18 protein-coding genes are annotated in these 20,206 nt (G+C 64.1%); 7 read left to right on the forward strand and 11 right to left on the reverse strand.

Annotated elements, in window-relative coordinates; genetic code table 11:
- Positions 1-32: 32 nt before the first annotated feature.
- From H0A72_RS14825 to H0A72_RS14855, 7 genes are all read right to left on the reverse strand, one after another.
- The gene (locus H0A72_RS14825; RefSeq protein ID WP_180156666.1) at positions 33-1,232 is read right to left on the reverse strand and encodes a CaiB/BaiF CoA transferase family protein; all 1,200 of its coding nucleotides are present in this window, start codon (positions 1,230-1,232) and stop codon (positions 33-35) included.
- 78 nt (positions 1,233-1,310) lie between these two features.
- Positions 1,311-2,249, reverse strand: a complete 939-nt coding sequence (locus H0A72_RS14830; protein ID WP_180156668.1) for a hydroxymethylglutaryl-CoA lyase — start codon at positions 2,247-2,249, stop codon at positions 1,311-1,313.
- 154 nt (positions 2,250-2,403) lie between these two features.
- Complete coding sequence (locus H0A72_RS14835) at positions 2,404-3,300, reverse strand: LysR family transcriptional regulator (RefSeq protein ID WP_180156670.1); 897 nt, start codon at positions 3,298-3,300, stop codon at positions 2,404-2,406.
- 58 nt (positions 3,301-3,358) lie between these two features.
- A complete protein-coding gene (locus H0A72_RS14840; protein ID WP_180156672.1) occupies positions 3,359-4,336 on the reverse strand; it encodes an SMP-30/gluconolactonase/LRE family protein in 978 nt (325 codons plus the stop codon).
- A gap of 12 nt (positions 4,337-4,348) precedes the next feature.
- Complete coding sequence (locus H0A72_RS14845; protein WP_180156674.1) at positions 4,349-5,353, reverse strand: Bug family tripartite tricarboxylate transporter substrate binding protein; 1,005 nt, start codon at positions 5,351-5,353, stop codon at positions 4,349-4,351.
- Positions 5,354-5,516: 163 nt separating this feature from the next.
- On the reverse strand, positions 5,517-6,929 hold the full coding sequence (locus H0A72_RS14850) for an FAD-dependent oxidoreductase (protein WP_180156676.1): 1,413 nt from the start codon (positions 6,927-6,929) through the stop codon (positions 5,517-5,519).
- A gap of 1 nt (position 6,930) precedes the next feature.
- Complete coding sequence (locus tag H0A72_RS14855) at positions 6,931-8,079, reverse strand: polysaccharide pyruvyl transferase family protein (RefSeq protein WP_180156678.1); 1,149 nt, start codon at positions 8,077-8,079, stop codon at positions 6,931-6,933.
- Positions 8,080-8,395: 316 nt separating this feature from the next.
- Between H0A72_RS14855 and H0A72_RS14860 the strand changes: the two genes are divergently transcribed.
- The gene (locus tag H0A72_RS14860; protein ID WP_180156680.1) at positions 8,396-8,890 is read left to right on the forward strand and encodes an Lrp/AsnC family transcriptional regulator; all 495 of its coding nucleotides are present in this window, start codon (positions 8,396-8,398) and stop codon (positions 8,888-8,890) included.
- 120 nt (positions 8,891-9,010) lie between these two features.
- On the opposite strand, the gene H0A72_RS14865 is transcribed toward H0A72_RS14860, so the two are convergent.
- Both H0A72_RS14865 and H0A72_RS14870 read right to left on the reverse strand, forming a co-directional pair.
- Complete coding sequence (locus tag H0A72_RS14865) at positions 9,011-10,384, reverse strand: aminotransferase class III-fold pyridoxal phosphate-dependent enzyme (RefSeq protein ID WP_180156682.1); 1,374 nt, start codon at positions 10,382-10,384, stop codon at positions 9,011-9,013.
- 213 nt (positions 10,385-10,597) lie between these two features.
- Positions 10,598-11,572 carry a LysR family transcriptional regulator gene (locus tag H0A72_RS14870; protein ID WP_180156684.1) on the reverse strand — a complete coding sequence of 325 codons (975 nt, stop codon included), beginning with the start codon at positions 11,570-11,572 and terminating at the stop codon, positions 10,598-10,600.
- On the opposite strand from H0A72_RS14870, the gene H0A72_RS14875 reads away from it, so the two are divergent.
- From H0A72_RS14875 to H0A72_RS14885, 3 genes are read left to right on the forward strand one after another with little or no spacing between them, the layout of a single operon-like run.
- Entirely contained in the window at positions 11,571-12,413 is an 843-nt protein-coding gene (locus tag H0A72_RS14875) for an HpcH/HpaI aldolase family protein (protein ID WP_180156686.1), read from the forward strand. The two genes, H0A72_RS14870 and H0A72_RS14875, sit on opposite strands and share 2 nt — an antisense overlap.
- Positions 12,414-12,443: 30 nt before the next feature.
- Positions 12,444-13,220: an SDR family NAD(P)-dependent oxidoreductase gene (locus H0A72_RS14880; RefSeq protein ID WP_180156688.1), complete on the forward strand. Its 777-nt coding sequence runs from the start codon at positions 12,444-12,446 to the stop codon at positions 13,218-13,220.
- Between the two features lie 35 nt (positions 13,221-13,255).
- On the forward strand, positions 13,256-14,248 hold the full coding sequence (locus H0A72_RS14885) for a Bug family tripartite tricarboxylate transporter substrate binding protein (protein WP_180156690.1): 993 nt from the start codon (positions 13,256-13,258) through the stop codon (positions 14,246-14,248).
- A 103-nt stretch (positions 14,249-14,351) separates the two neighbouring features.
- Here H0A72_RS14885 and H0A72_RS14890 read toward each other — a convergent pair whose 3' ends face one another.
- Positions 14,352-14,711 (reverse strand): response regulator, encoded by a 360-nt coding sequence (locus H0A72_RS14890; protein WP_180156692.1) that lies wholly within the window; start codon positions 14,709-14,711, stop codon positions 14,352-14,354.
- A gap of 31 nt (positions 14,712-14,742) precedes the next feature.
- Positions 14,743-16,152, reverse strand: coding sequence for a DUF7125 family protein (locus tag H0A72_RS14895; protein ID WP_343060122.1), 1,410 nt, complete (start codon positions 16,150-16,152; stop codon positions 14,743-14,745).
- A gap of 246 nt (positions 16,153-16,398) precedes the next feature.
- Between H0A72_RS14895 and H0A72_RS14900 the strand changes: the two genes are divergently transcribed.
- Genes H0A72_RS14900 through H0A72_RS14910 form a run of 3 tightly spaced genes read left to right on the forward strand, consistent with a single transcriptional unit; the run spans position 16,399 to position 20,165 of the window.
- Positions 16,399-16,911: a (2Fe-2S)-binding protein gene (locus H0A72_RS14900; protein WP_180156696.1), complete on the forward strand. Its 513-nt coding sequence runs from the start codon at positions 16,399-16,401 to the stop codon at positions 16,909-16,911.
- A complete protein-coding gene (locus tag H0A72_RS14905; RefSeq protein WP_180156698.1) occupies positions 16,908-17,921 on the forward strand; it encodes an FAD binding domain-containing protein in 1,014 nt (337 codons plus the stop codon). The genes H0A72_RS14900 and H0A72_RS14905 overlap by 4 nt, the downstream gene beginning before the upstream one ends.
- Before the next feature lie 24 nt (positions 17,922-17,945).
- Positions 17,946-20,165, forward strand: coding sequence for a xanthine dehydrogenase family protein molybdopterin-binding subunit (locus H0A72_RS14910; RefSeq protein WP_180156700.1), 2,220 nt, complete (start codon positions 17,946-17,948; stop codon positions 20,163-20,165).
- Positions 20,166-20,206 lie beyond the last annotated feature (41 nt).

The following is a 20,206-nucleotide window of genomic DNA, read 5'->3' on the forward strand; positions in this document are numbered from 1 at the left end:
TGTTTTTATGGGCTCTCGAGCTTCATGTGCTCTCAGGCGTTGATGCAAGGGGTTGAAATGACGCCGGCCTGTTGCAGGCGTTCGAGCTCCTGGGCGCCGACCCCGATGGACGCGAGTACGCTTTGGGTGTCGGCGCCCAGTTCGGGCGCCGGCAGCCGGCATGAGGAGGGCGCTTCGGAAAACTTGATGGGAAAGCCCAGCATGCGGACCTCGCCGTGGCCGGGCTGGTTGACGGTGATGACCATGTCCTGATCCTTCACTTGCGGATCTTCGAAGACTTCGGCCAGCCCCAGCACCGGTCCGCAGGGAACGCCGAATTCGTTCAAGCGGCGTATCCAGTATTCGCTGGATTCGGTTTGGGTGCGCGCTTCGATGATTTCCTTGATTTCGCGCCGGCGTTCCATGCGTTGGGCGTTGGTGCTGAATTCGGGCAGCTCGCGGACATGGGTGAGGCCCGTGGCGTCCAGCAGCTTATGATAGACGCTGTCATTGCTGGGGGCAATGGCGACCTGGCCGTTGCTGGTCCGGAACAGGCCGTAGGGCGCCACGATGCCGTGATCGTTGCCGCTGCGCGCCGGCACGACGCCGCTGGCCAGGAAGTTGGACGCATGGAAGCTCAGCATGCTGATCATGCTGTTGAGCAGGCTGACGCTGATGGAATCGCCCTGGCCGGTGCGCCCGCGCCGCAGCAGGGCCGCCGCGATGCCGAGCGCCCCGTGCAGCCCGGCGACCAGGTCGCTGATGGGCGGGCCGGCGCGCAGGGGAGGGTCGTCTTCGGCGCCGTTCAGGCTCATGAAGCCACTCATGGCCTGGGCCACGAAATCGAAGGCGGGACGGTCCCGATAGGGGCCGGTGTCGCCGAAGCCGTTGATGCTGCAATGGATGATGTCGGGCCGCAGCGCCTTGAGGCGTTCCGGCCCGAAGCCCATTTTTTCCATGACGCCGGGCCGGAAGTTTTCGACGATGACGTCGCAGGACGGGATGAGCCGCGCCAGCAGCGCCTTGCCTTCCGCGCCGTACAAGTCTATGGCGACCGATTTTTTATTGCGGTTGTAATTGGCGAAATACCAGCTGATCCCGTCGCGGATGACGCCTTGCTCGCGCACGGGGTCGCCCGAGGTCGGCGATTCGACTTTCAGCACTTCCGCGCCGAGGTCGGCCAGCAGGGCCGTGCAATAAGGGCCTGAAATGATGCGGGTGAGGTCTAGGACGCGTATTCCGGAAAGAGGCATGGCATTTTGGATCTGGATTCAGCAAAGACCGGCGGCCGGGGGGCCGCCGGCCGCGTGGGGCGCGGCGCCCGGGGGCCTTCAGCCCGTGGCGCAGGCCGCGTCTTCGTATTCGTGCAGGCGCAGCCGGGGGCCGGCTTTCATGACCTGGCCGGGCAGGCGTCGCCCCAGCACGGCCTCCATGCGGGCCGCCACCTGGATGAGCTTGTCGAGGTCGATCCCGGTTTCGATGCCCATTTCGTTCAGCAGATAAACCAGGTCTTCCGTGCAGATGTTGCCGCTGGCGCCGGGCGCGAACGGACAGCCGCCCAACCCGCCCAGGGACGATTCGTAGCTGTCCACGCCGGCGTTCAGGCCCGCCACGACGTTGACCAGGCCTATGCCCCGCGTATTATGGAAATGCAGCGTGAGCTTCATGTCGGGGTGAGCGCCGCGAATGGCCGCAACGGTGCGCGCAACGAGCGCCGGCGTCGCCATGCCGGTCGTGTCGCCCAGGGTCAGGGTGCGGAATCCGGCGGCATGGAAATGCCCGGCGATGCGCTGGATCGCCGACAGCTCCACGTCGCCTTCGAAAGGGCAGCCGAAGGCGCAGGCGATGGCGCCTCTTTTGCCTATGCCCACGTGGCGGACGTGTTCGGCGATGTTCGAGATGTCGTCCAGCGATCGGTCGATCGGGCGGTTCAGGTTCTTCCGGTTGTGGCTTTCGCTGGCGGACACGAACACGACGATTTCATCGGCGCCGGCGTCGATGGCGCGTTCGACGCCCTTGAGGTTGGGCGCCAGCACGGAAAACCGCGAACCCGCGGGGCGCCGGACGCCGGCCAGGACGTCGGCGGCATCCGCAAGCTGCGGCACCGCCCGGGGCGAAACAAAGGAAGTGGCCTCGATGTGGCGCAGGCCGGCGTCCGTCAAGCCGTCGATCAGCGCTATCTTGGTGCCGGTGTCGACGAAATCGGGCTCCATCTGCAGCCCGTCCCGCATGCCCACTTCGATCACTTCCACCTTGTCCGGCATGTTCATACCCGTCTCCATTGCGCCGGTTTGCGGATTCCGGCTTGAAATGACTATGTATGACGCATCGTATCGGGCTATACGCATCGCGACAATTACCATTTATTCGTGCAGCCATCGCGGTTTGCGATGGCTGGCGTGCCGGGATGGGCGCCGCTCGCGCCTAATCCTCCACTTGGCCGGCCAAATGGTCCAGCAAGCTCCTGGCCGCCGCGGACAGCGTCTCGGCGGGCCGGACGCACAGCTTCAGCCGCCGCGACGCCCAGGCGTCGCTGAGCGGCACGATGCATATCCCCCGGCAGACATACAGCTCCGTCGCTTTCACCGGCATGATTCCTATCCCCAAGCCCGCATCCACCATCGAGATGAGCGCGTCATAAGAGGTCACCTGGAACTTGAGCTTGAGCCGGCGGTTCGCCGCGATCGCTTCGCGCGCCAGCAGCTTGTTCGCGGCGCTGCCGCGATGCATGCCGACATGGTCGTACTCCAGCGTATCCAGGAAGGCCACCGACGGCTTCGACGCCAGCGGGTGATCGCATGGCGTGATCAGCACCATCCGGTCCTTGTGATAGGGAAACGTCGTAAGCGCGTATTGCTCGTCGGCCTCGCTGTAGATGCCGATGTCCGCCGTGTTCTCCGCCACCGCCCGGATGACATCGGTGCTGACCATTTCCGTCAGGTCGACCGTGACGTCGGGGTAGCGCGCGAGAAAGGCCTGCAGCTCCTTGGGCAGAAACTGCGTGATGGACGACAAGTTGGCCGCAATGCGGACGTGGCCGCGCGTTCCCTGGGCATAGCCGCTCAGTTCGCCGGCGAGGTCGTCGGCATGGTGCAGCAGATTGCGGGCCCCGCGAGCCAGGGCGTGGGCGGCTTTCGTGGCCTCGACGCCCCGCGCCCGCCGGATGAACAGCTCCGCCCCGAGCATCCGTTCCAGCTCGGACAGGCGCTTGCTGAGCGCCGAGGCGGCGATGTGCTCGCGCTCGGCCGCGGCCGCGATGCTGCCTTCTTCGACGACCGCGATGAACAGCTGCAGGGTGTAAAGGTCAAAACGATGGGACATGCCGCCTTCCTGTTGCCTCTTGGCTTCGGCGGCTTCCCGGTTCGTCATGCCCACCGCGTCAAACGTCCAGAACGGTTTTCCCCGCGTTCCAATGCAGGGGCCGCGCGCCCGCAACCGGCGAGCGCCACACCGAAACCCCCGTATTGAACAAACTGCCCAGGTAGGCGGTTTTCAAGTCCGGGCCGCCGAAGGCCACACTGGAAATATTGCGCAGGCTGTAGTGCCTGCCCGTGCTGATTTCTTCGAACGTGAAGCGATCGGCCGCAAAGGCGGCTTCCGCCGCGTCGATCGCGGCGTCGTCGCAGTCCTCTATATGTACCGTACTGCGGCCGTTCTTGTCCACCTGGATCAGGCGGTTGCTGACGACGCTGGTCAGCCAGACACCGCCTTCTTCGTCGAACTCCAGCCCGTCGGGCCAGGTGCCATGGCCGAACTCGCACACCAGTTCGCGCGGACCCAGGGTGGGGCCGGGAAGGATCCTGAAGCGCGACATGCGCCGCGCAATGGTTTCGTTCACGTAGAGCCAGCGGCCGGTCGGGTCGACGCGCAGTTCGTTGCTGAACCCCAGGCCGCGCGCGACGATTTCCATTTTCGCGCCCGGCTTCACCACGCCTATCATCGCGTCCGCGTTGTCGTGCCGGAATGCAAGACTGCGCGGTTCGAGCGCGGTGCACAAGGACAGCCAGGTGTTGCCGTGTTCGTCGGGATACAGGAAATTGAGCGGGCTGCGAGGCAGCCCCTGTTCTTCGGTCAGGTAGGGCTCCACCACGCCGGGCGCCACCAGCCTCCAGGCACCACCGCGCGGCCCGACGTTGGCGATCAGGAAAGTGCCGTCGTCGAGCAGGGCGATGCCGTTCGCCACGAATTCCTCGGCGGGCCAGGATACGGAAGGCTGGCCTTGCGGCTCGACGTCGACACGCACGACGCCCCGTTCCCGGTCGGCGGCGTACAGGCGCCCGTCCGCCAGCGCGATCACCGATTCGGGCCGGTTCAAATGGTTGCCGATACGCGGCAAGGGCGTTGCGAGCACTGCCATGATCAAGAATCCTCAGTTGATGACGACGCGGGAGTTTTTCACGATGTCGCCCCAGCGCGCGTACTCGGCCACGATGAATTCACGATACGCTTGCGCGCTCATGTCCTGCGGCAGCACGTACTGCGCGAGCAGGTTCTTGCGTACAGCGGCTTCGTTGATGGTGGCCCTGATTTCCTGGTTGAGCCGGTTCAGGATGTCCGCCGGTATGCCCGCCGGGCCCAGGAATCCCACCGAACTACGGAAGTCCACGTTCATTCCTTGCTCGATCAGCGTGGGCAGGTCCGGCAGCTCGGAAAACCGTTCGGCCGAGCCAAGCCCGATCATGCGGATCTTGCCGTCCTTGACGTAGCCGTCGGTGATCTGCATGGGAAGGATCGCCGCCGCGACCTGGCCCGAAGCCAGGCCCACCAGCTGGGGCGCGGTTCCCTGGTAGGGCACATGAAGGATGTCCAGGTCGTTGCGGACCTTGAAATCTTCCATGATCAATTGTGCCGTGCTGCCCACGCCCCAGGTGCCGTAGGAATACTTGCCGGGCGATTCACGGACCAGGCGCATGAATTCCTGCGCATTTTTAGCCGGAAACGAAGGGTGCACCGCCAAGCCGAACTGGAAATAGCCGATGGGCGCGATGCACGAGAAGTCTTTGAGCGTATCGTAGGGCACGTCTTTGTAGAGGTGCGGAAAGACACAGTGCGAATCGGGCGTGGCATAGACGAAGGTGTAACCGTCCGGCTTCCGGCGCGCGGCCGCGGCGCTGCCTATCGTGCCGGTTGCTCCGCCGCGGTTTTCAACCACGATTTGCTGCCCCAGGCGCTGGGACAATGTGGCGGCCAGCATGCGGACCACTACGTCACCGCCACCGCCGGCGGCCCAGGGGACGATCACGGTCAGCGGCTGGCTGGGAAAATTCGAGGCCTTGGCATTGCGGATACCGGACAAGCCCGCGGCCGCGCCCAACCCCATTCCAAGCATGAGGCGCCGGCGCAGCGGCGACGGGGGTATTGAATTGTCTCGCATGTTTGCTCCTCCTTGAGTCGGTATGCGACGGCGGCATCTTGCGAGCCCGCAAACCGTGAATCGTTTTTCTGTGCAGCGGGTGTCAGGAATTCTAGCGTCATCGACCGCGTTCCGAGCTGATGATTTTTCTTGCGGCCATCGTGAAAAGCGATGCCTGCGCCACTCAGCGCCCCAGATCGGCTCCCTGGGCGGCCAAGCCCTCCTGCACGTCGCGGAAAGCCACGTTTCCAGGCGAAACACCCGCCCGGGACGCGAGCGCCGCGCATACCCCCGCCGCCTGGCCGGTCGCCATGGCGATCGGCATCACCCGGTAAGAGGAATGCGCTTCGTGCGTGCCCGAAATGCAGCGCCCCGCGACGACCAGCCGCTCCACGCCCCGGGGAATGAGCGCGCGCAGAGGAATGTCGTAGGCCTCGTCCGCGGGAATGCGTTGCAGCAGCGTTCCCTTGCCGGCGGGGTTATGGATATCGACGGGATACGTCCCGCGGGCGATCACGTCCGGGAACTTGCGTGCGCTCAACAAGTCTTCGGCGGTGAGCCGGTATTGCCCGACTATCCGCCTCGTCTCGCGCACGCCCGCGTGCACGCCGCTCTGCACCGCATAGCTTTCCTCGAAACCGGGCACGTATTCGCGTAGAAAACGCTGCAGTTGGTTCAGCTGCCGGCGGCTCTCCCATTCCGCCAGGCTCCAATCCCAGACGTCCGTGCCCAGCACGCGCGTCACGCGCGTGGAGTTGACGCTCACTTCGCGCGGATGCGGGGTCGCAAAGAAAAGAATGTCTTCCCGCGCCAGGTCGAGCGCGCCGTCGGCCGTCGCCTGCCGCAGCAAATCCCATAGGCCGTGTACGCCGCGCCATTGGTCCGGGTGCTGCTTCACATATGCCTGGAATGCGGGCCGGTCGAAATCGGCCATGCGGAACATCAGCGTCATGGGCTGGACCAGGCCGTCGGATTCTCTCCCTATCTCATAATCGGCGCCGGCGAGGGCGGCGATGTCGCCGTCGCCGGTGCAGTCCACGACCGTCCCGGCCTTGATGACCACCGGCCCGCTCTTGGTCTCGAAGACCACGCCTTCGAGTCCAGCCTCGCCGAATACGCCGCTGGCGAAGGCATGGAACAGCATGCGCACGCCGGCCTGGTCGAGCAGGTCCAGCGCCGCCCATTTGAATACTTCCGGATCGAATGGGACCACATAGCCGGTGTCCAGGGACGGCGGCACGGCGCCGCCGCTCTGCACCAGGCGTTCCAGCAACTCCTTGAGCGCGCCGGCGATCACCGGGTGGCCGGGGCCGTGATCATCGGGAAGCAGATTGGTGACGCCCAGTCTTTCGAAGACCGGGCGCTGGGTGTGGAAGGACATCAGCGGCATGACCAGGGCGGCGGTCGCGTTTCCGCCCAGGAAGCCGTAGCGCTCCACCAGGATCACCGCCGCGCCCGCGCGGGCCGCGCCAAGCGCCGCGCCGATTCCGGCGGGGCCGCCGCCCACCACCAGCACGTCGGTTTCGGCGGCCAGCCTGGCGGGGCGGGGAGGGAGCAGCACCTGGGTGAGGGTGCCTGGCCGCTGCAGTATCGGCATTTCAGCCCCTTTCCGCGGCTTCATCCGCGGCGCGCAACCGTTCGAGCAGCGCAATCAGCAGGCGGTTGTTCTCGCGCGCCCGGTCTTGCAGGGCCGGAAGGCGCTCGCGGATGAGGCTTTTGATATTGGCTCGATAATCCCAGCAATGGTCGATGGAGGCGAGCAGCTTGCCGGAATTGACGTTGTCCATCGGCGGGGTGTCCATGCCCAGCTCCTGCAGGAGGCCGGTGACTTTGGAAGCGTAGGGCAGGGCGACGAAGGGCACGCCCTGCAGCGCCGAGAAAATGAGGAAATGCAGCCGCATGCCCACGCAGAACTCGAAGCCCCCGATGATGGTCATGATTTGCCCCGGGCTGTATTCGCCCTTGAGCACCGTGGCGCGCTGGGCGCACTGCATCTGCGCCACCACGGCGTGGCTGTGCTGCAAGTCCAGATGGTCGCGCTCCAAAGGGATGAAGACCACGTCGGCATCCAGGCGCTGCACCATGAAATCCGCCGCGCTGGCAAGCAGGTGGTGATAGTGGTCGGCGCTGATGCCCGGTGCCGCGGGGCCGGGTTCCCGCACCGAAAAACCGATGCGGCGGCGCGGCATGTCCAGCCCCTCGCGCATCAATGCGTCTTTCGGCAGGGCCTGGGCCCGCATCAGCAGCGCGGGATCGGCCGTCACGCGGATTTCGCGCTGCAGGCCGACCTCCTCCAGAAGCCGGTGGCCCTGGCGGTCGCGCACGGTGATCAAGGCGGCGGGCGTCAACGCCGCGCGCACCAGTTCGCGGCTGGACTGCTTTACCAGCGGCCCGGCGCTGACGGCATAGACCATGACCGGCACGCCCAGCTCGTTCGCCAGCAGCACCTCGCGCAGGTAGATGTCGATCTCCGCGTCGAAGAGGATGCCGCCGCCGCCCAGGATCAGCAGATCCAGCTGGGCGATCTCCTGCGCCGCGACGTCCCGGGTGATTTCGCGCACGGGTATCGCATAGGCGATACGGTGCCGTTCCTCGGTGTCTTTCGTGTTGCGTGAAAACACGACGACTTCCGCGTCCGGCATGGCGGCAAGCAGCTGCGCCACGATGCTTTCGAGTATGGCTTCATCGCCCAGGTTCAGGCCGCCATAAGAGCCGGAGATGCCGATGCGTACGGGACGATTTTTCATGGGCGCCTTTGCGTTGAGCGCTGCGCCGTGGCGGCGCAGCTTGAGAGCTGAGCGTCAGCAGACGCTCGCGGCGCGGCAATTGGCGTGCCAGGCAGTCATTCCGGTGGCCCGGCGCCCAAGGCGATGGCGTGTTGGTGCCATAATATCCATGGCGCCGAGCCGGCGCCGCAACGATTCTTTGGAACCCCACTTTGGAACCCCGCGAATGAAGCTTACCGATTTCAAAGTTCCCGCATTCGATTGTCGCGGAACGCCATGGAAAGCCCATCAAAAGGCCGTTCGAGCCTGAATCCGCAGACGTCAAGGGAAGCCATCCATGAAGGGAATGCCGAAGCTGGATCGGATCGACATCAATATCCTCGCCCAGTTGCAGCAGAACAGCCAGATGACCAACATGGCGCTGGCGGACGCCGTCAATCTGTCGCCCAGCCCTTGCCTTGCGCGCGTAAAGCGCCTGGAAAAGGCGGGCTACATCGTCAACTATCACGCCAAGCTGAACCTGGCCAAGCTGGCCGAGCATATCGTCGTGTTCACCGAGGTCACGCTCGAAGATCATCGGCTTCATGATTTCGTGCGATTCGAGGCCGCCATCAAGAACTACCCGCAACTGCAGGAATGCCACCTGATCAGCGGAGGCTACGACTACCTGCTGAAGTTCATCACCAGAAACGTGGTCCAGTATCAGCAGCTGATGGAAAACATGCTGTCCCGGAACATAGGCATCGCCAAATATTTCAGCTATATCGTGGTCAAGACGGTATACGAGCGGGACAGCGTTTCCATCAAGGAATTGCTGGACGGCGGCGACTAGGGCCTGTCGACGCTAAAAGCCAGGCGGCAGCAGTCTTGGCCGCCGTGGACCCGAGCCGAGGAGGGCGGCGGGAGCCGCCGCATGCGGCGATGACCGCCGCCGCATACGTGCGAATCGCCGTCAAGCCAGATTCCGGCGCACTTCGGCTTGCCCGAGGACTTGATCCAGGGTTTTCCTCAGCCGCTCGAACAGCAGCGCCATTTCGCTTTCGGTATAAGAAAGCGCCGGTGCGAACCCCAGTATGTCGTCGTTGAACGCGCGAAACACGATCTTGTTGTCGTATGCGGCCTTGAACAGGCGTTCGTGCAGCTTCAGCTCGGGGTCGAATTTCGCTTTGGTGGCTTTGTCCGTCACCAGCTCCAGAGCCCCCAGCATGCCGATGTGGCGGGAGTCGCCCACCAGGGGATGCGCCAGCAAATCGTCCAGCCCGGCGGCGAACTCCGGTGCGCGCGCCTTGCCATTGGCCAGGAGCCCGCCCTCGGTATAGAGCCGCAGGACTTCCAGGCCGATTGCGGCGCTGACGGGATGCGCCGAGTATGTCTGGCCGTGGCCGATCACCGCCCCGGGCGCGCATCCGTCCGCCATGCCCTGGTAGATGCGTTCCGAAAGCATCACCGCGCTCATGGGCGCATAGCCGGCGGTCAAGCCTTTCGCGACGATCATGATGTCGGGCTCGACGCCCTCGTGCTCGCACGCGAACAGCGGCCCCGTGCGGCCGAATGCGGTGATCACTTCATCGGCCACGAACAGGATTCCCAGCCGCGTGCAGGCGTCGCGCATGGCCTTCAGCCAGCCTTTTGGCGGAACGATGACGCCGCCCGAACCCTGCACCGGCTCGCAGATGAACGCCGCCACCTGATCCCGGCCCAGGGCCTGCACGGCCGCTTCGAGCGCCGAGACGGAGCCGGCGATGATGGCGGCGTCGTCACCGGCATGGGCGTTGCGGTACGGGTAGGGAGAGGGAATGTGATGCTGGGTTTTCAAGGGAACGTCGAAATTCCGATGAAAGCTCGTCAGGGCGGTCAAGCCCGAACCCGTGGACGAGCTGCCGTGATAGCCGCGCTCCAGCGCGATGATGTGCTTCTTGCCGGGCAGGCCGATCGCGTTGTAGTAGTGCGTGATGAAGCGCAGCGCCGAATCCACCGCGTCCGAGCCCCCCAGGCCGAAATAGACGCGCTGCAAGGACTTGGGCGCGAGCTCGATCAGGCGTTCGGCCAAGCGGATCGACGGCTCCGAGCCGAAGCCGAAGTAGTTCGTGGCATACGGCAGGCGGGCCAGCTGCTCGGTGGCCACCTTCACGATGCTGTCTTGCCCGTACCCGACGTTCACGCACCACAAGCCTGAAAAAGCATCCAGGAGCGTATTGCCGTTGGCGTCGCGCAAAAATACGCCTTTTGCCGATTCCAGAACGGTGGTGCCGCGCCGCTGGTGTTCGTGCGGATTGTGGACGGAGGGAATGACGTGGCCGCTTTCGGCGAGTGAGGAAGCATTCATGATTTACCAAGTAGTGAGTGAATGGGCGTTCAGGCAAATCTTAAATTCCTTGCTCGAACGATATTGCCGATTTGTTCGGTTCTTTCACGCAATATCGCTGTTTGCGCCGGCCGTGCCGGCATTTGATGCTTGGGGGACAGGCCGGCGTCGCCCGTCTAAAACTCGCATAATGTGTATTATGTAAAGTCCATGAAATACCCATAAGGATATCGTCTACTCGATGTCCACCATCGTGCCGGCAAACTCGCCTTCCGAGGCCAATTGCATCCAAAGCGCTGCCGCCGCCGGAGAAAGGCTGCGCTGCCGGCGCTTGACGAGATAAATCGGCCGCACGATTCGTTCGTCGCTCAGGGGGATGATGGCCAGACCCGGGCGCCGGCACAGATCCAGCGCGGCGTGCGGCAGGATGCTGACGCCGAACCCATGGCTGATGAGGCCGGCCAGTGTCGCGAGCTGCGCGACTTCGTGGCCGCTATCCCGAACATCGTGCTTTTGCAGCAAAGGATGGAGCAGTTGCCATACGCTGCCCTCGCGCAATATGTGAATGAACGCCCTTCCTCGCAAGTCGCTTAAGTCAGCCGACTGCTGTGCCGCCAGCGTATCCGTGCTCGAGCAGATCAAGTACATCCGCTCATTGAAAATCAGCTGACTCTCGAACTCCATATCGCCGCCCGTCCTGGCGTTCACGCCGAAGTCCACTTCCGCGTCGGCGATCATTCTCAAGCACCGGTCTGAAAGAACATCATGCAGGTACAGGTCCACATCGGGATGGCGCGTGCGAAACCGCGACATCTGGCTTGGCATCCAATGGGCGGCAAGCGAAAAGGGCGCAGCCACCGCCACCCTGCCCGTCCGGCATTGAGCACGAGCCTGCAGCTCGGTAAGCGTGGCGCTCATGATCGAGCGTACGCGGTTGGCCCCTTGCAAGAAAATCTCTCCTTCTTGTGTCAGGGCGACCTTTCGCGTGTCTCGGTCGAACAGGCGAGTTCCCACTTGCTCTTCGAGCCTGCCTATCATCTGGCTGAATGCGGAAGGCGAAACGTGGCATCGCTGCGCAGCCAGCGAAAAGCGCCGTGTCTCCACCAACGCAAGAAAAGCCTCGATCAGCCGTCCAGATACCTTCATTAGAGAAACAGCATAGTTGTTCAAATAATTTAATTTTACATACACAAGTGCCGATCCTATCATGCTCGAGAAACCAATCAGCGCTACCCCACCCTGCGACGGATCCGGCCTCATGACACCTTTAATTTACAGTCTTTCACCGCAAGCCGCCGGGAGCGGCAATTTCTTGCTCGGCTCATTCGTCTTTTCGACGGACGCGAGCATCACCGAACTCTACGCGTGTGCGGGATTCGACTTCGTGATCATCGACATGGAGCACGGGCTCAATGACATTGCCAGCACCGTGGCGCACCTGCGCGCCGCCCGCGGCGCCGGCATACACGCGCTTGTTCGTCCGGGCGCCGCCAACTTGGCGGACTTGCCGCGCTTGCTCGACGCCGGCTGCCCAGGCGTCATGATTCCGCATTTCGGCCTGGGTGACGAAGCGACGCGCCAGGCGATCAGGTCCGTTCGCTACTGGCCTGAAGGCGCGCGGCCTACATGCACGGGCGTCAGCGCCGCCGGCTTCGGCATTGCCGACTTCTCCGCGTACGTCAGGCGGGCGAATGCCGAAACGCTCACCATCGGCCTGGTGGAAGACCGCGAATGCATCGAACACCTCGACGATGTCATGGAAAAAAGAGAGGTGAACTGGATCATGCCCGGGCCGGGCGATCTTGCCACCGCATACGGCGTCCCCGGCCAGCTGCGCCATCCCGCGGTGGAAAACGCGGTCGATCGTGTCTTCGAGGCCGGCGAGCGTATCGGCACGCCTATCGGCATGTACGTCAACGACCCAAAAGAAATACCCCGTTGGTACCAGAAGGGAGCGCGCTTTTTCGTATTGTCGATCGACTTCAAACTGCTGGCCAAGACATTGAAAGAAACCGGCAGCCTGTGCCGATCCGCCGTCCATGCGGCTTGAGATCACTGATATCCCTACGGAGACTACTGAATGACCCCAACCATCGTGATTACCGGCGCCGCATCGGGAGTCGGGTTTGCCGCCGCCGCCAGCCTGTTGAGCAAGGGATGGAAAGTTTTTGCGCTGGACAGAGACGAAACAGGTTTGGCCAAGTTGCGTCAGGCATCCGCTTCCGCGGGTTCGCGGCTCATTACAAAAGTATGCGATGTCACCAGTCCAGACAGCGTCTCCCGCACTTTTTCGGACATCCTTCCGGCGGGGGAGCCGTTGAACGCCCTGCTGTGTTCCGCCGGGGTCATTCGAATAGGTCCGGTCGCAGAGATGTCAATCGAAGACTACGACACGCAATTCAATATCAACACACGCGGCCCGTGGCTTTGCGCGAAAGCGGCTTTGCCCGCTCTGAAGCGCACCGCAACGGAGCAAAACCCTGCTCACGTCATTATGATTTCGTCTATTTCGGCTATCCGGCCAAAAGTCGGCAGTGGCGTATACGCGGCCACCAAGGCGGCATTGAGTCAACTTACGCGCGTATTGGCCGTCGAGTGTGCGGCCGACCAGGTCCTGGTCAACGCCATTGCCCCCAGTACCATCAATACGCCGTTCATCAGCAACATCCGTTCGGCCGGATCGCGTGTAGGAAGCTTCAAGCTGTCCGGCACATCGCCTCTTGGACGCGTGACCGAGCCGGAAGACATCTGCGCCGTCATCGAGTTTCTATTGAGCGACGGCGCACGAAACATCACAGGCGTCACCCTTCCGGTGGACGGAGGCACCAGCGCCGCGTTCATTGGTCAATCCAGTTAGCCAGCATTCGACAATAATCCACACAGGAGGCTCATATGGCCCGGAGACAACTCGCTTCCATCTTTGGTGTATTCGCACTTTCAGTATTTGCCATCGGGCCGGCCCAAGCGGCGGACTCTTATCCCAGCAAGCCAATACGGCTTATCGTCCCCTTTTCCGCCGGCGCCTCATCCGATATCTCCGCCCGAAGAGTAAGCGAAGTCATGGCCCGCACGCTCGGCCAGCCTATCGTGGTAGAGAACATTCCCGGGGCCGGAGGCGTGGTCGGCATACAGAAATTCCTTCAGCAGCCCTCGGACGGCTACACCTTGCTGGCCGGGTCCATCAGCACCCATGGCATCAATCCCCATATTCACAGCGCCCTTCCCTACGATCCGATCAAGGACTTCGCGCCAATAAGCCGAATTTCATCTTTCCCGAACATCCTTGTAGTGCATCCATCGCTGAATGTAAAAACACTGCCTGAACTGGTGGAGAAAGTGAAAGAAGCGGCAAGGGACGGCAAGCCGCTGACATACGCGTCGGGCGGGAAAGGTTCCACCTCGCATCTCGGAGGTGAACAGCTCAAGCAGGCGGCAGGGGCCGAGCTCACTCATGTGCCCTATTCGAGCGTGTCTGTTGCAATGCCCGACTTCCTGTCCGGTCGTGTCCCCATCATGTTCGGCAACATGACCGTGGTTCAACCGTTCATTGAAAAAGGAACCATCGTAGCCATTGCCAATACCGGGGAACGCCGTTCCAATCTGCTGCCGGAACTGAAGACCGTGGAAGAACAGGGCTTCAGGAACATGCAGCTATCCGCTTGGATCGGCCTGTTTGCCAAGGCGGGAACGCCGCCCGAAGTGTTGAAAAAGCTCAACGCCGCAGCGGTGAAGGCGGTTGCGTCCGAGGAAGTCAAAAAGACTTTCGACGGCCTTGGAACGGTTGCTGAAAGCGACGAGTCGGCTGAGCATTTTGCCGAGTTCGTCCGAAAGGAAACAGAAAAATGGGGCGCGGTCGTAAAAGCCGCCAATATCCAGGAACAGTAGCGGCTTGCAAGAAAACATCCGCTGTCGGGCGCTGCCCCCTGCCCTAGCCCGCCTATGATGGCGGCCAGGGCCTTTCAACGCAAGGAGCGGAGGCATTGGCCGCCTACACCGGCACCATCTCCGCCACGACATCGAGCAGCTGCTGCAGGCTGTAAGGCTTGTCCAGCACCCGTGTGAAAAGCTCCGGGTGCCGGCGCGCCACCGCGCCCTGCGCGCCCGTGACCAGCAGAATCGGCAGATCCGTGAATTCGTGGTCCTGCCGCAAGACCTCGGCGAGTTCCAGCCCCGTCATGACCGGCATCATGAAATCCGTGATCAACAGCCGGGGGCGGTTTTGCTTGACGAGATCGAGCGCTTCCTTGCCATGCGCGGCAAGGAGCACGTCGTACCCTGCATCCTCCAGGACGGCGGCCAGCATCTCGGTGAGCAGCATTTCATCGTCTGCAACGACGATTAGCGCCATATCTCAGCCTCCCGTCCCTTACTCATGGCGCTCAAATCCCGCCCGAGTTGTTCGTTGTCACGCCACTGTGTTCATGTGATAGCCGGCCTCCGATATTCAGTCCTTTGTCGGTGATGTCGAGTTTGCGCGTCGTCGTCACGAAATGGCTGTCGCGCATTTTCTGGACGGCGATCGTGCGTTCCAGATCGTGTTCCTTTTCGATTTGCCTGAACAGGATGAGGTTGTCGATGATGGCGGACATCTGGGGGGTCGGCCCGGTGACCGCGGTCGTGGGAATTTCGCTGAGCTCCCATGTCAGGACGGTGGTGACGCCGAGTTCGCGCAACTGATTCGCCAGAGTGCCCAGGAATTCAGTCAGCCGCTCGCGCTGGATGGCGGCGCGCTCGAAACCGCCCAGCCCATCGATGAACAGCCGCCGGATCTTGTTCTTCTGCACGTGGTCCAGCAATTGGTGCCCGAGCTTGTCGAGCAGATTTTCCGCGATCGGGTTCCAGACGATATCGAAAAAAGGCTCCGGCGGCAGCTCGATGCCGAGCTTGTCGGCCTTCATGCGCAAACGGGCCGGGGTTTCGAAAAAGCCGAAATGGAGGGCGGGCTCTTGTGCGCTGCCCATGCTGAGGAAATGCAGGCCGAAGGTGGTCTTGCCGGAACCCGCCGGCCCGGCCAGCATGGTGACCGAGGCATCGGGAAACCCGCCCTGGATGAGGAGATCGAGGTCGGCGCAGCCGGTGGACACGCGGGCGCTGCTTGGCGCGGCGCCCGGCTTGTACAAGGCGTAGGCCTGCTCCAGGCGGGGATACACGGTGATGCCCTTGCCGGAGATTTCGAACTGGTGCAGGCCGCCCAAGGACGCCGTGCCCCGGGACTTGCGGATTTGCAGCCGACGCATGGTGCGCACGCCGAACAGCTCGTCGCTGAGGTCGATGACGCCGTCCACCATGGTATGTTCCGGGCTGCTGTCTTCCAGCCGCGTGCTGGTAAGAAACAGCACCGTACAGCCCACGAAGGCGGCCTGGCTCTGGATTTCCGCCACGAAGGTCTTCACGTCCAGGTCGGTGTCGGCATGATCGCGCGCGTTCAGCAGGCCGTCGAAGACCAGCAGGGTCGCCCCGTGACGCTTGGTTTCGTTGCGCAGCAGCTTGACGATGGCGTCCAGGCCTTCGTCGCGGAGCGCCTGGAAGACGCTGAGGTAGACGATTTGCTGCCCGACTTTGTCGCCGTCATAGAAGTCCAGCGTGGACAGCGCCTGGAACAGCCGCTCGTGGGTTTCCGCCAACAGGGTCACGTAAAGGACTTTCGCGCCGGCGGCCGCGCGCGCGAAGGCGATCTGGTTGGAAAGTATCGTCTTGCCCGCGCCGGGGCGGCCCTGAACGATATACGAAGCCCCTTCGATGAACCCGCCGTCCAGAATCCGGTCCAGGCCCGGTATTCCACTTGACACACGCCTAAGCTTCTGCACTCGCAACTTCTCCCATCCTTGAGGCGCTCCAGCCGAAAGGAACTATTCCCCACGTCTTTTTCCCACGTCTTTTTCCGACGCGTCGCGCAAGGGTATCACGCCAAGGCCGGCCGACACAGCCTCGACTTCCCTTAGTGGCGCCGCGCGGGGGCGTCCCGGCGGCCGGGAACGCCCGTTGCTGACGGACACCGCCGGAGACGGGCGAGACCGCATGCCCAAGGAGGCCGCATGGATTCGTTGCCGCTGAATTTTTTCGTGAACGGCCGGGCACGGACGCTGTCGGTGGGCGCCGACGCGACGCTGCTGGACGTGCTGCGCGAACGCCTGCTGCTGACGGGCACCAAGAAGGGCTGCGATCACGGCCAGTGCGGCGCCTGCACCGTGCTGGTGGACGGACGCCGCATCAATGCCTGCCTGACGCTTGCCGTCATGCAGGAAGGCCGCTCCGTCACGACCATAGAAGGTTTGGCCGACGGCGGCGCCCTGCTCGACCTGCAGCGGGCTTTCGTGGAGCACGATGCTTTCCAATGCGGCTACTGTACGCCCGGGCAGCTCTGCTCGGCCGTCGGATTCCTTGCCGAAGGCCACGCGAACGCCCAACGGAGCCGCGAGGCCGAGTCCGAGGCCGAGCTGCGCCGGGTGATCCGGGAGTTCATGAGCGGCAATCTGTGCCGCTGCGGCGCATACGGCAACATCGTGGATGCCATTTTGCAGGTGCTGCGGCAGCGGGGGCTCGCATGAATCCGTTTTCATATGTCCGCGCCGCCGACCTGGACCAGGCCGTGCGCGAGGGCGCCGCCGAGGGTGCGCGCTTCATCGCCGGAGGCACGAATCTGCTGGATCTCATGAAAGAGAACGTCGAGCGGCCCCGGCGGCTGATCGACATCAACGGCCTGCCCCTGGATCGCATCGAAGAAACGCCCGGCGGCGGCTTGCGCATCGGGGCCCTGGTGCGCAACGCCGACCTGGCCGCCGATGCGCGGTTGCGGGCGCGCTACCCGCTGCTGTGCAGCGCCCTGCTGGCGGGAGCCAGCCCGCAACTGCGCAATATGGCCACCACGGGCGGAAACCTGATGCAGCGCACGCGCTGCTACTATTTCTACGATGTCGCTACGCCCTGCAACAAGCGGCGGCCGGGTTCGGGCTGCGGCGCCGTGGGCGGGGTCACGCGCATCCACGCCATATTGGGCGCGAGCGCCCAATGCATCGCCACCCACCCGTCGGACATGTGCGTCGCCCTGGCGGCGCTCGAAGCCAGGGTCCACGTGCTCGGCCCGGGCGGCCCGCGCAGCATGGCGTTCGCCGACTTCCACCGCCTGCCCGGCGACACCCCGCAACTGGACAACAACCTGGCGCCCGGTGAATTGATCACCGGGGTCGAGCTCCCGCCGGAAGGATTCAGCCGGCACCACAGCTATCTGAAGATCCGCGACCGGGCGGCCTACGCTTTCGCCCTGGTTTCGGTGGCGGCGGCCCTCCGCATGGAAGGCGGCCGCATCGCGGCGGCGCGCGTTGCGCTGGGCGGAGTGGCCCACAAGCCCTGGCGCAGGCCCGATGCCGAGCAGGCGCTCGCCGGCGCGCCGGCGAACCCGGAAACATTCACCGCATTCGCGTCGGTCTTGCTGGAGGGCGCCCAAGGCCAGGGAGACAATGATTTCAAGATCGTTCTGGCCCGGCGCGCCATCGTGCGCGCGTTGACGCAAGCCGCGCACGGCACGCCCCAGTCCCAGACCGACAAACGGATCGCATAAGGCCTCGGCGCCAAGGAGACGAACATGATGGATCAACCCGGCATCGGCGCGGCGCTCGACCGCGTCGACGGCATGGCAAAGGTCACCGGGCGCGCCGTTTACGCGGGCGAGCACCCGGCGCGCGGCCTGCTGTATGGCGTCGCGGTCGGCGCCGAGATCACCCGTGGCCGCATCGTTTCCATCGACGCGTCGCAGGCGCGGCGGATCGATGGAGTGGTCGAAGTCCTTACCCATGAAAACCGCCCTCATGTCCCGTGGTTCGACATGCGGGACGGCGGCTCCGCCGACAGCGCCAAGCCGCCTTTTCGCGTGCTGCGCAATGCGGACATCGCCTTTGCCGACCAGCCCATCGCGCTGGTGGTGGGCACGAGCTTCGAAGCGGCGCGCCGTGGCGCCATGCTGGTCACGACGCGCTATGAAAGCGCGAGCCACAATACCCGGCTCGACGCGGCGCTGGCCGAGCGCCGCACGCCCGAGCAAAAGAAGAGGCGCAACGTGACCAGGGGCGACGTCGAGGCGGCCCGTGCGGCAGCGGCGGCAGTGGTCGAGCAGCGCTATCGGCTGGCGATGGAGCATCACCACCCCATCGAAATGCACGCGACGACCGTCGAATGGCATGGGGACGGCTCCGTCACGGTCTACGACAAGAACCAGGGTTCGCAGAACGCGCGCGACCAATTGGCGCAGGCCTTCGGCCATGCCGCCGGGACGCTGAGGGTGATCAATCCTTATGTGGGCGGCGCCTTCGGTTCCGGCTTGCGGCCCGCCTACCAGGCCTACCTGGCCATGCTGGCCGCCGTCATGCTGCGGCGTTCCGTGCGCGTCATGCTGACGCGCCGGCAGATGTTCACCCACGTGCACCGCCCAGCCTGCATCGAGGACATCATCCTGGCCTGCGATGCGGAATCCAGGCTGAGCGCCATCGCCTTGCGGGCCACCACCAGCACTTCGCGCGTCGAGACCTATACCGAGAACGTCGTCGGCTGGGGCCCCGCGGCCCATCCCTGCCCCAACCTGCGGCTGGACTATGCCGTGGCCGCCCTCGACACGCCCACGCCGGGCAACATGCGCGCCCCGGGCGCGGCCACCGGCATGAATCTGTTCGAGATCGCCATGGACGAGCTCGCCTATGCGCGCGGGGTGGACCCGCTCGCGCTGCGCCTGATCAATTATTCCGATACGCACGGGCTGAGTGCCCTGCCCTACACCAGCAAGGCCTTGATGGCCGCCTACCGCGAAGGCGCGACCCGCTTCGGCTGGCACAAGCGCAGCCATGAGCCGCGCTCGATGCGCGCAGGCAGGGAACTCGTCGGCTGGGGCATGGCGACGGGAATCTGGGACGCACTGATGCTGCCGGCAAGCGCCCGCGCGACGCTGGACCGGGACGGCATGCTCGCGATCGCTTCGGCCGCGTCGGACATAGGCACCGGCACCTGCACCATCATGGCGCAGATCGCCGCGGGCGCGCTCGGCCTGCCCCTGGAGCGCGTGCGGGTGTTCCTCGGCGATTCCAGCCTGCCCGCCACCGCGCTGGAAGGCGGCTCCAGCATGGCGGCCTCGGTGGGCGCCGCGGTCAGCAGGGCCTGCAACGGCCTGGCCCGGCGGCTCTTCGAGATACTCACGCAATCGAAGGACCATCCTCTGGGCGCCGCGCGCTTCGACGAGATGGAGTTCCGCGACGGGCGCCTGCGCCTGGCCGGCGATCCCTCGCGCTCCATGGCCCTAGGCGACATCGTGGCGCTGTCGGGCGAATCTTCATTGCAGTGCGAGGCGGCGGTGGATCCATCGAAGGACGGCGTCGGCGCCAAGGCCAAGAACACCCATTCCGCGGTATTCGCCGAGGTCCGGGTGGACGAGGAGCTGGGCGTCCCGCGCGTCACCCGCCTGACGCTCGCCGTTGCGGCGGGCCGCATCATCAATCCCAAGACCGCCCGCAGCCAGATACTGGGCGGCGCGGTCATGGGCATAGGCATGGCGCTGCAGGAACAAAGCATGTTCGACCACCGCCTCGGCCGGATCATGAACCACAGCCTCGCCGAATATCACATTCCCTGCCATGCCGACATCAACGACATCGAAGTGATATTCGTGGATGAGCCGGACGCGGAAACGAGCCCGCTCGGCGTCAAGGGCGTGGGCGAAATCGGCATCGTGGGCACCGCCGCCGCCATCGCCAACGCCGTCCACCATGCGACCGGAAAACGCATCCGCGAGCTGCCCATCACGCTGGACCGGCTTCTTTGAGCAGTGATTGGATAGAAGGCGTTCCGGGGCGGCGGCGCCAC

The organism is Parapusillimonas granuli (assembly GCF_013416525.1).
Classification (GTDB): domain Bacteria; phylum Pseudomonadota; class Gammaproteobacteria; order Burkholderiales; family Burkholderiaceae_B; genus Parapusillimonas; species Parapusillimonas granuli.

Bases quoted from the DNA above. Each gene is read 5' to 3' on its own strand.
- H0A72_RS14865 (WP_180156682.1), bottom strand. From the start codon at position 10,384: ATGAATGCTTCCTCACTCGCCGAAAGCGGCCACGTCATTCCCTCCGTC.
- H0A72_RS14890 (WP_180156692.1), bottom strand. From the start codon at position 14,711: ATGGCGCTAATCGTCGTTGCAGACGATGAAATGCTGCTCACCGAGATG.
- H0A72_RS14830 (WP_180156668.1), bottom strand. From the start codon at position 2,249: ATGAACATGCCGGACAAGGTGGAAGTGATCGAAGTGGGCATGCGGGAC.
- H0A72_RS14840 (WP_180156672.1), bottom strand. From the start codon at position 4,336: ATGGCAGTGCTCGCAACGCCCTTGCCGCGTATCGGCAACCATTTGAAC.
- H0A72_RS14860 (WP_180156680.1), top strand. From the start codon at position 8,396: ATGAAGGGAATGCCGAAGCTGGATCGGATCGACATCAATATCCTCGCC.
- H0A72_RS14900 (WP_180156696.1), top strand. From the start codon at position 16,399: ATGGATTCGTTGCCGCTGAATTTTTTCGTGAACGGCCGGGCACGGACG.
- H0A72_RS14835 (WP_180156670.1), bottom strand. From the start codon at position 3,300: ATGTCCCATCGTTTTGACCTTTACACCCTGCAGCTGTTCATCGCGGTC.
- H0A72_RS14870 (WP_180156684.1), bottom strand. From the start codon at position 11,572: ATGATAGGATCGGCACTTGTGTATGTAAAATTAAATTATTTGAACAAC.
- H0A72_RS14910 (WP_180156700.1), top strand. From the start codon at position 17,946: ATGATGGATCAACCCGGCATCGGCGCGGCGCTCGACCGCGTCGACGGC.
- H0A72_RS14885 (WP_180156690.1), top strand. From the start codon at position 13,256: ATGGCCCGGAGACAACTCGCTTCCATCTTTGGTGTATTCGCACTTTCA.
- H0A72_RS14845 (WP_180156674.1), bottom strand. From the start codon at position 5,353: ATGCGAGACAATTCAATACCCCCGTCGCCGCTGCGCCGGCGCCTCATG.
- H0A72_RS14855 (WP_180156678.1), bottom strand. From the start codon at position 8,079: ATGAAAAATCGTCCCGTACGCATCGGCATCTCCGGCTCTTATGGCGGC.
- H0A72_RS14825 (WP_180156666.1), bottom strand. From the start codon at position 1,232: ATGCCTCTTTCCGGAATACGCGTCCTAGACCTCACCCGCATCATTTCA.
- H0A72_RS14875 (WP_180156686.1), top strand. From the start codon at position 11,571: ATGCTCGAGAAACCAATCAGCGCTACCCCACCCTGCGACGGATCCGGC.
- H0A72_RS14880 (WP_180156688.1), top strand. From the start codon at position 12,444: ATGACCCCAACCATCGTGATTACCGGCGCCGCATCGGGAGTCGGGTTT.
- H0A72_RS14850 (WP_180156676.1), bottom strand. From the start codon at position 6,929: ATGCCGATACTGCAGCGGCCAGGCACCCTCACCCAGGTGCTGCTCCCT.
- H0A72_RS14905 (WP_180156698.1), top strand. From the start codon at position 16,908: ATGAATCCGTTTTCATATGTCCGCGCCGCCGACCTGGACCAGGCCGTG.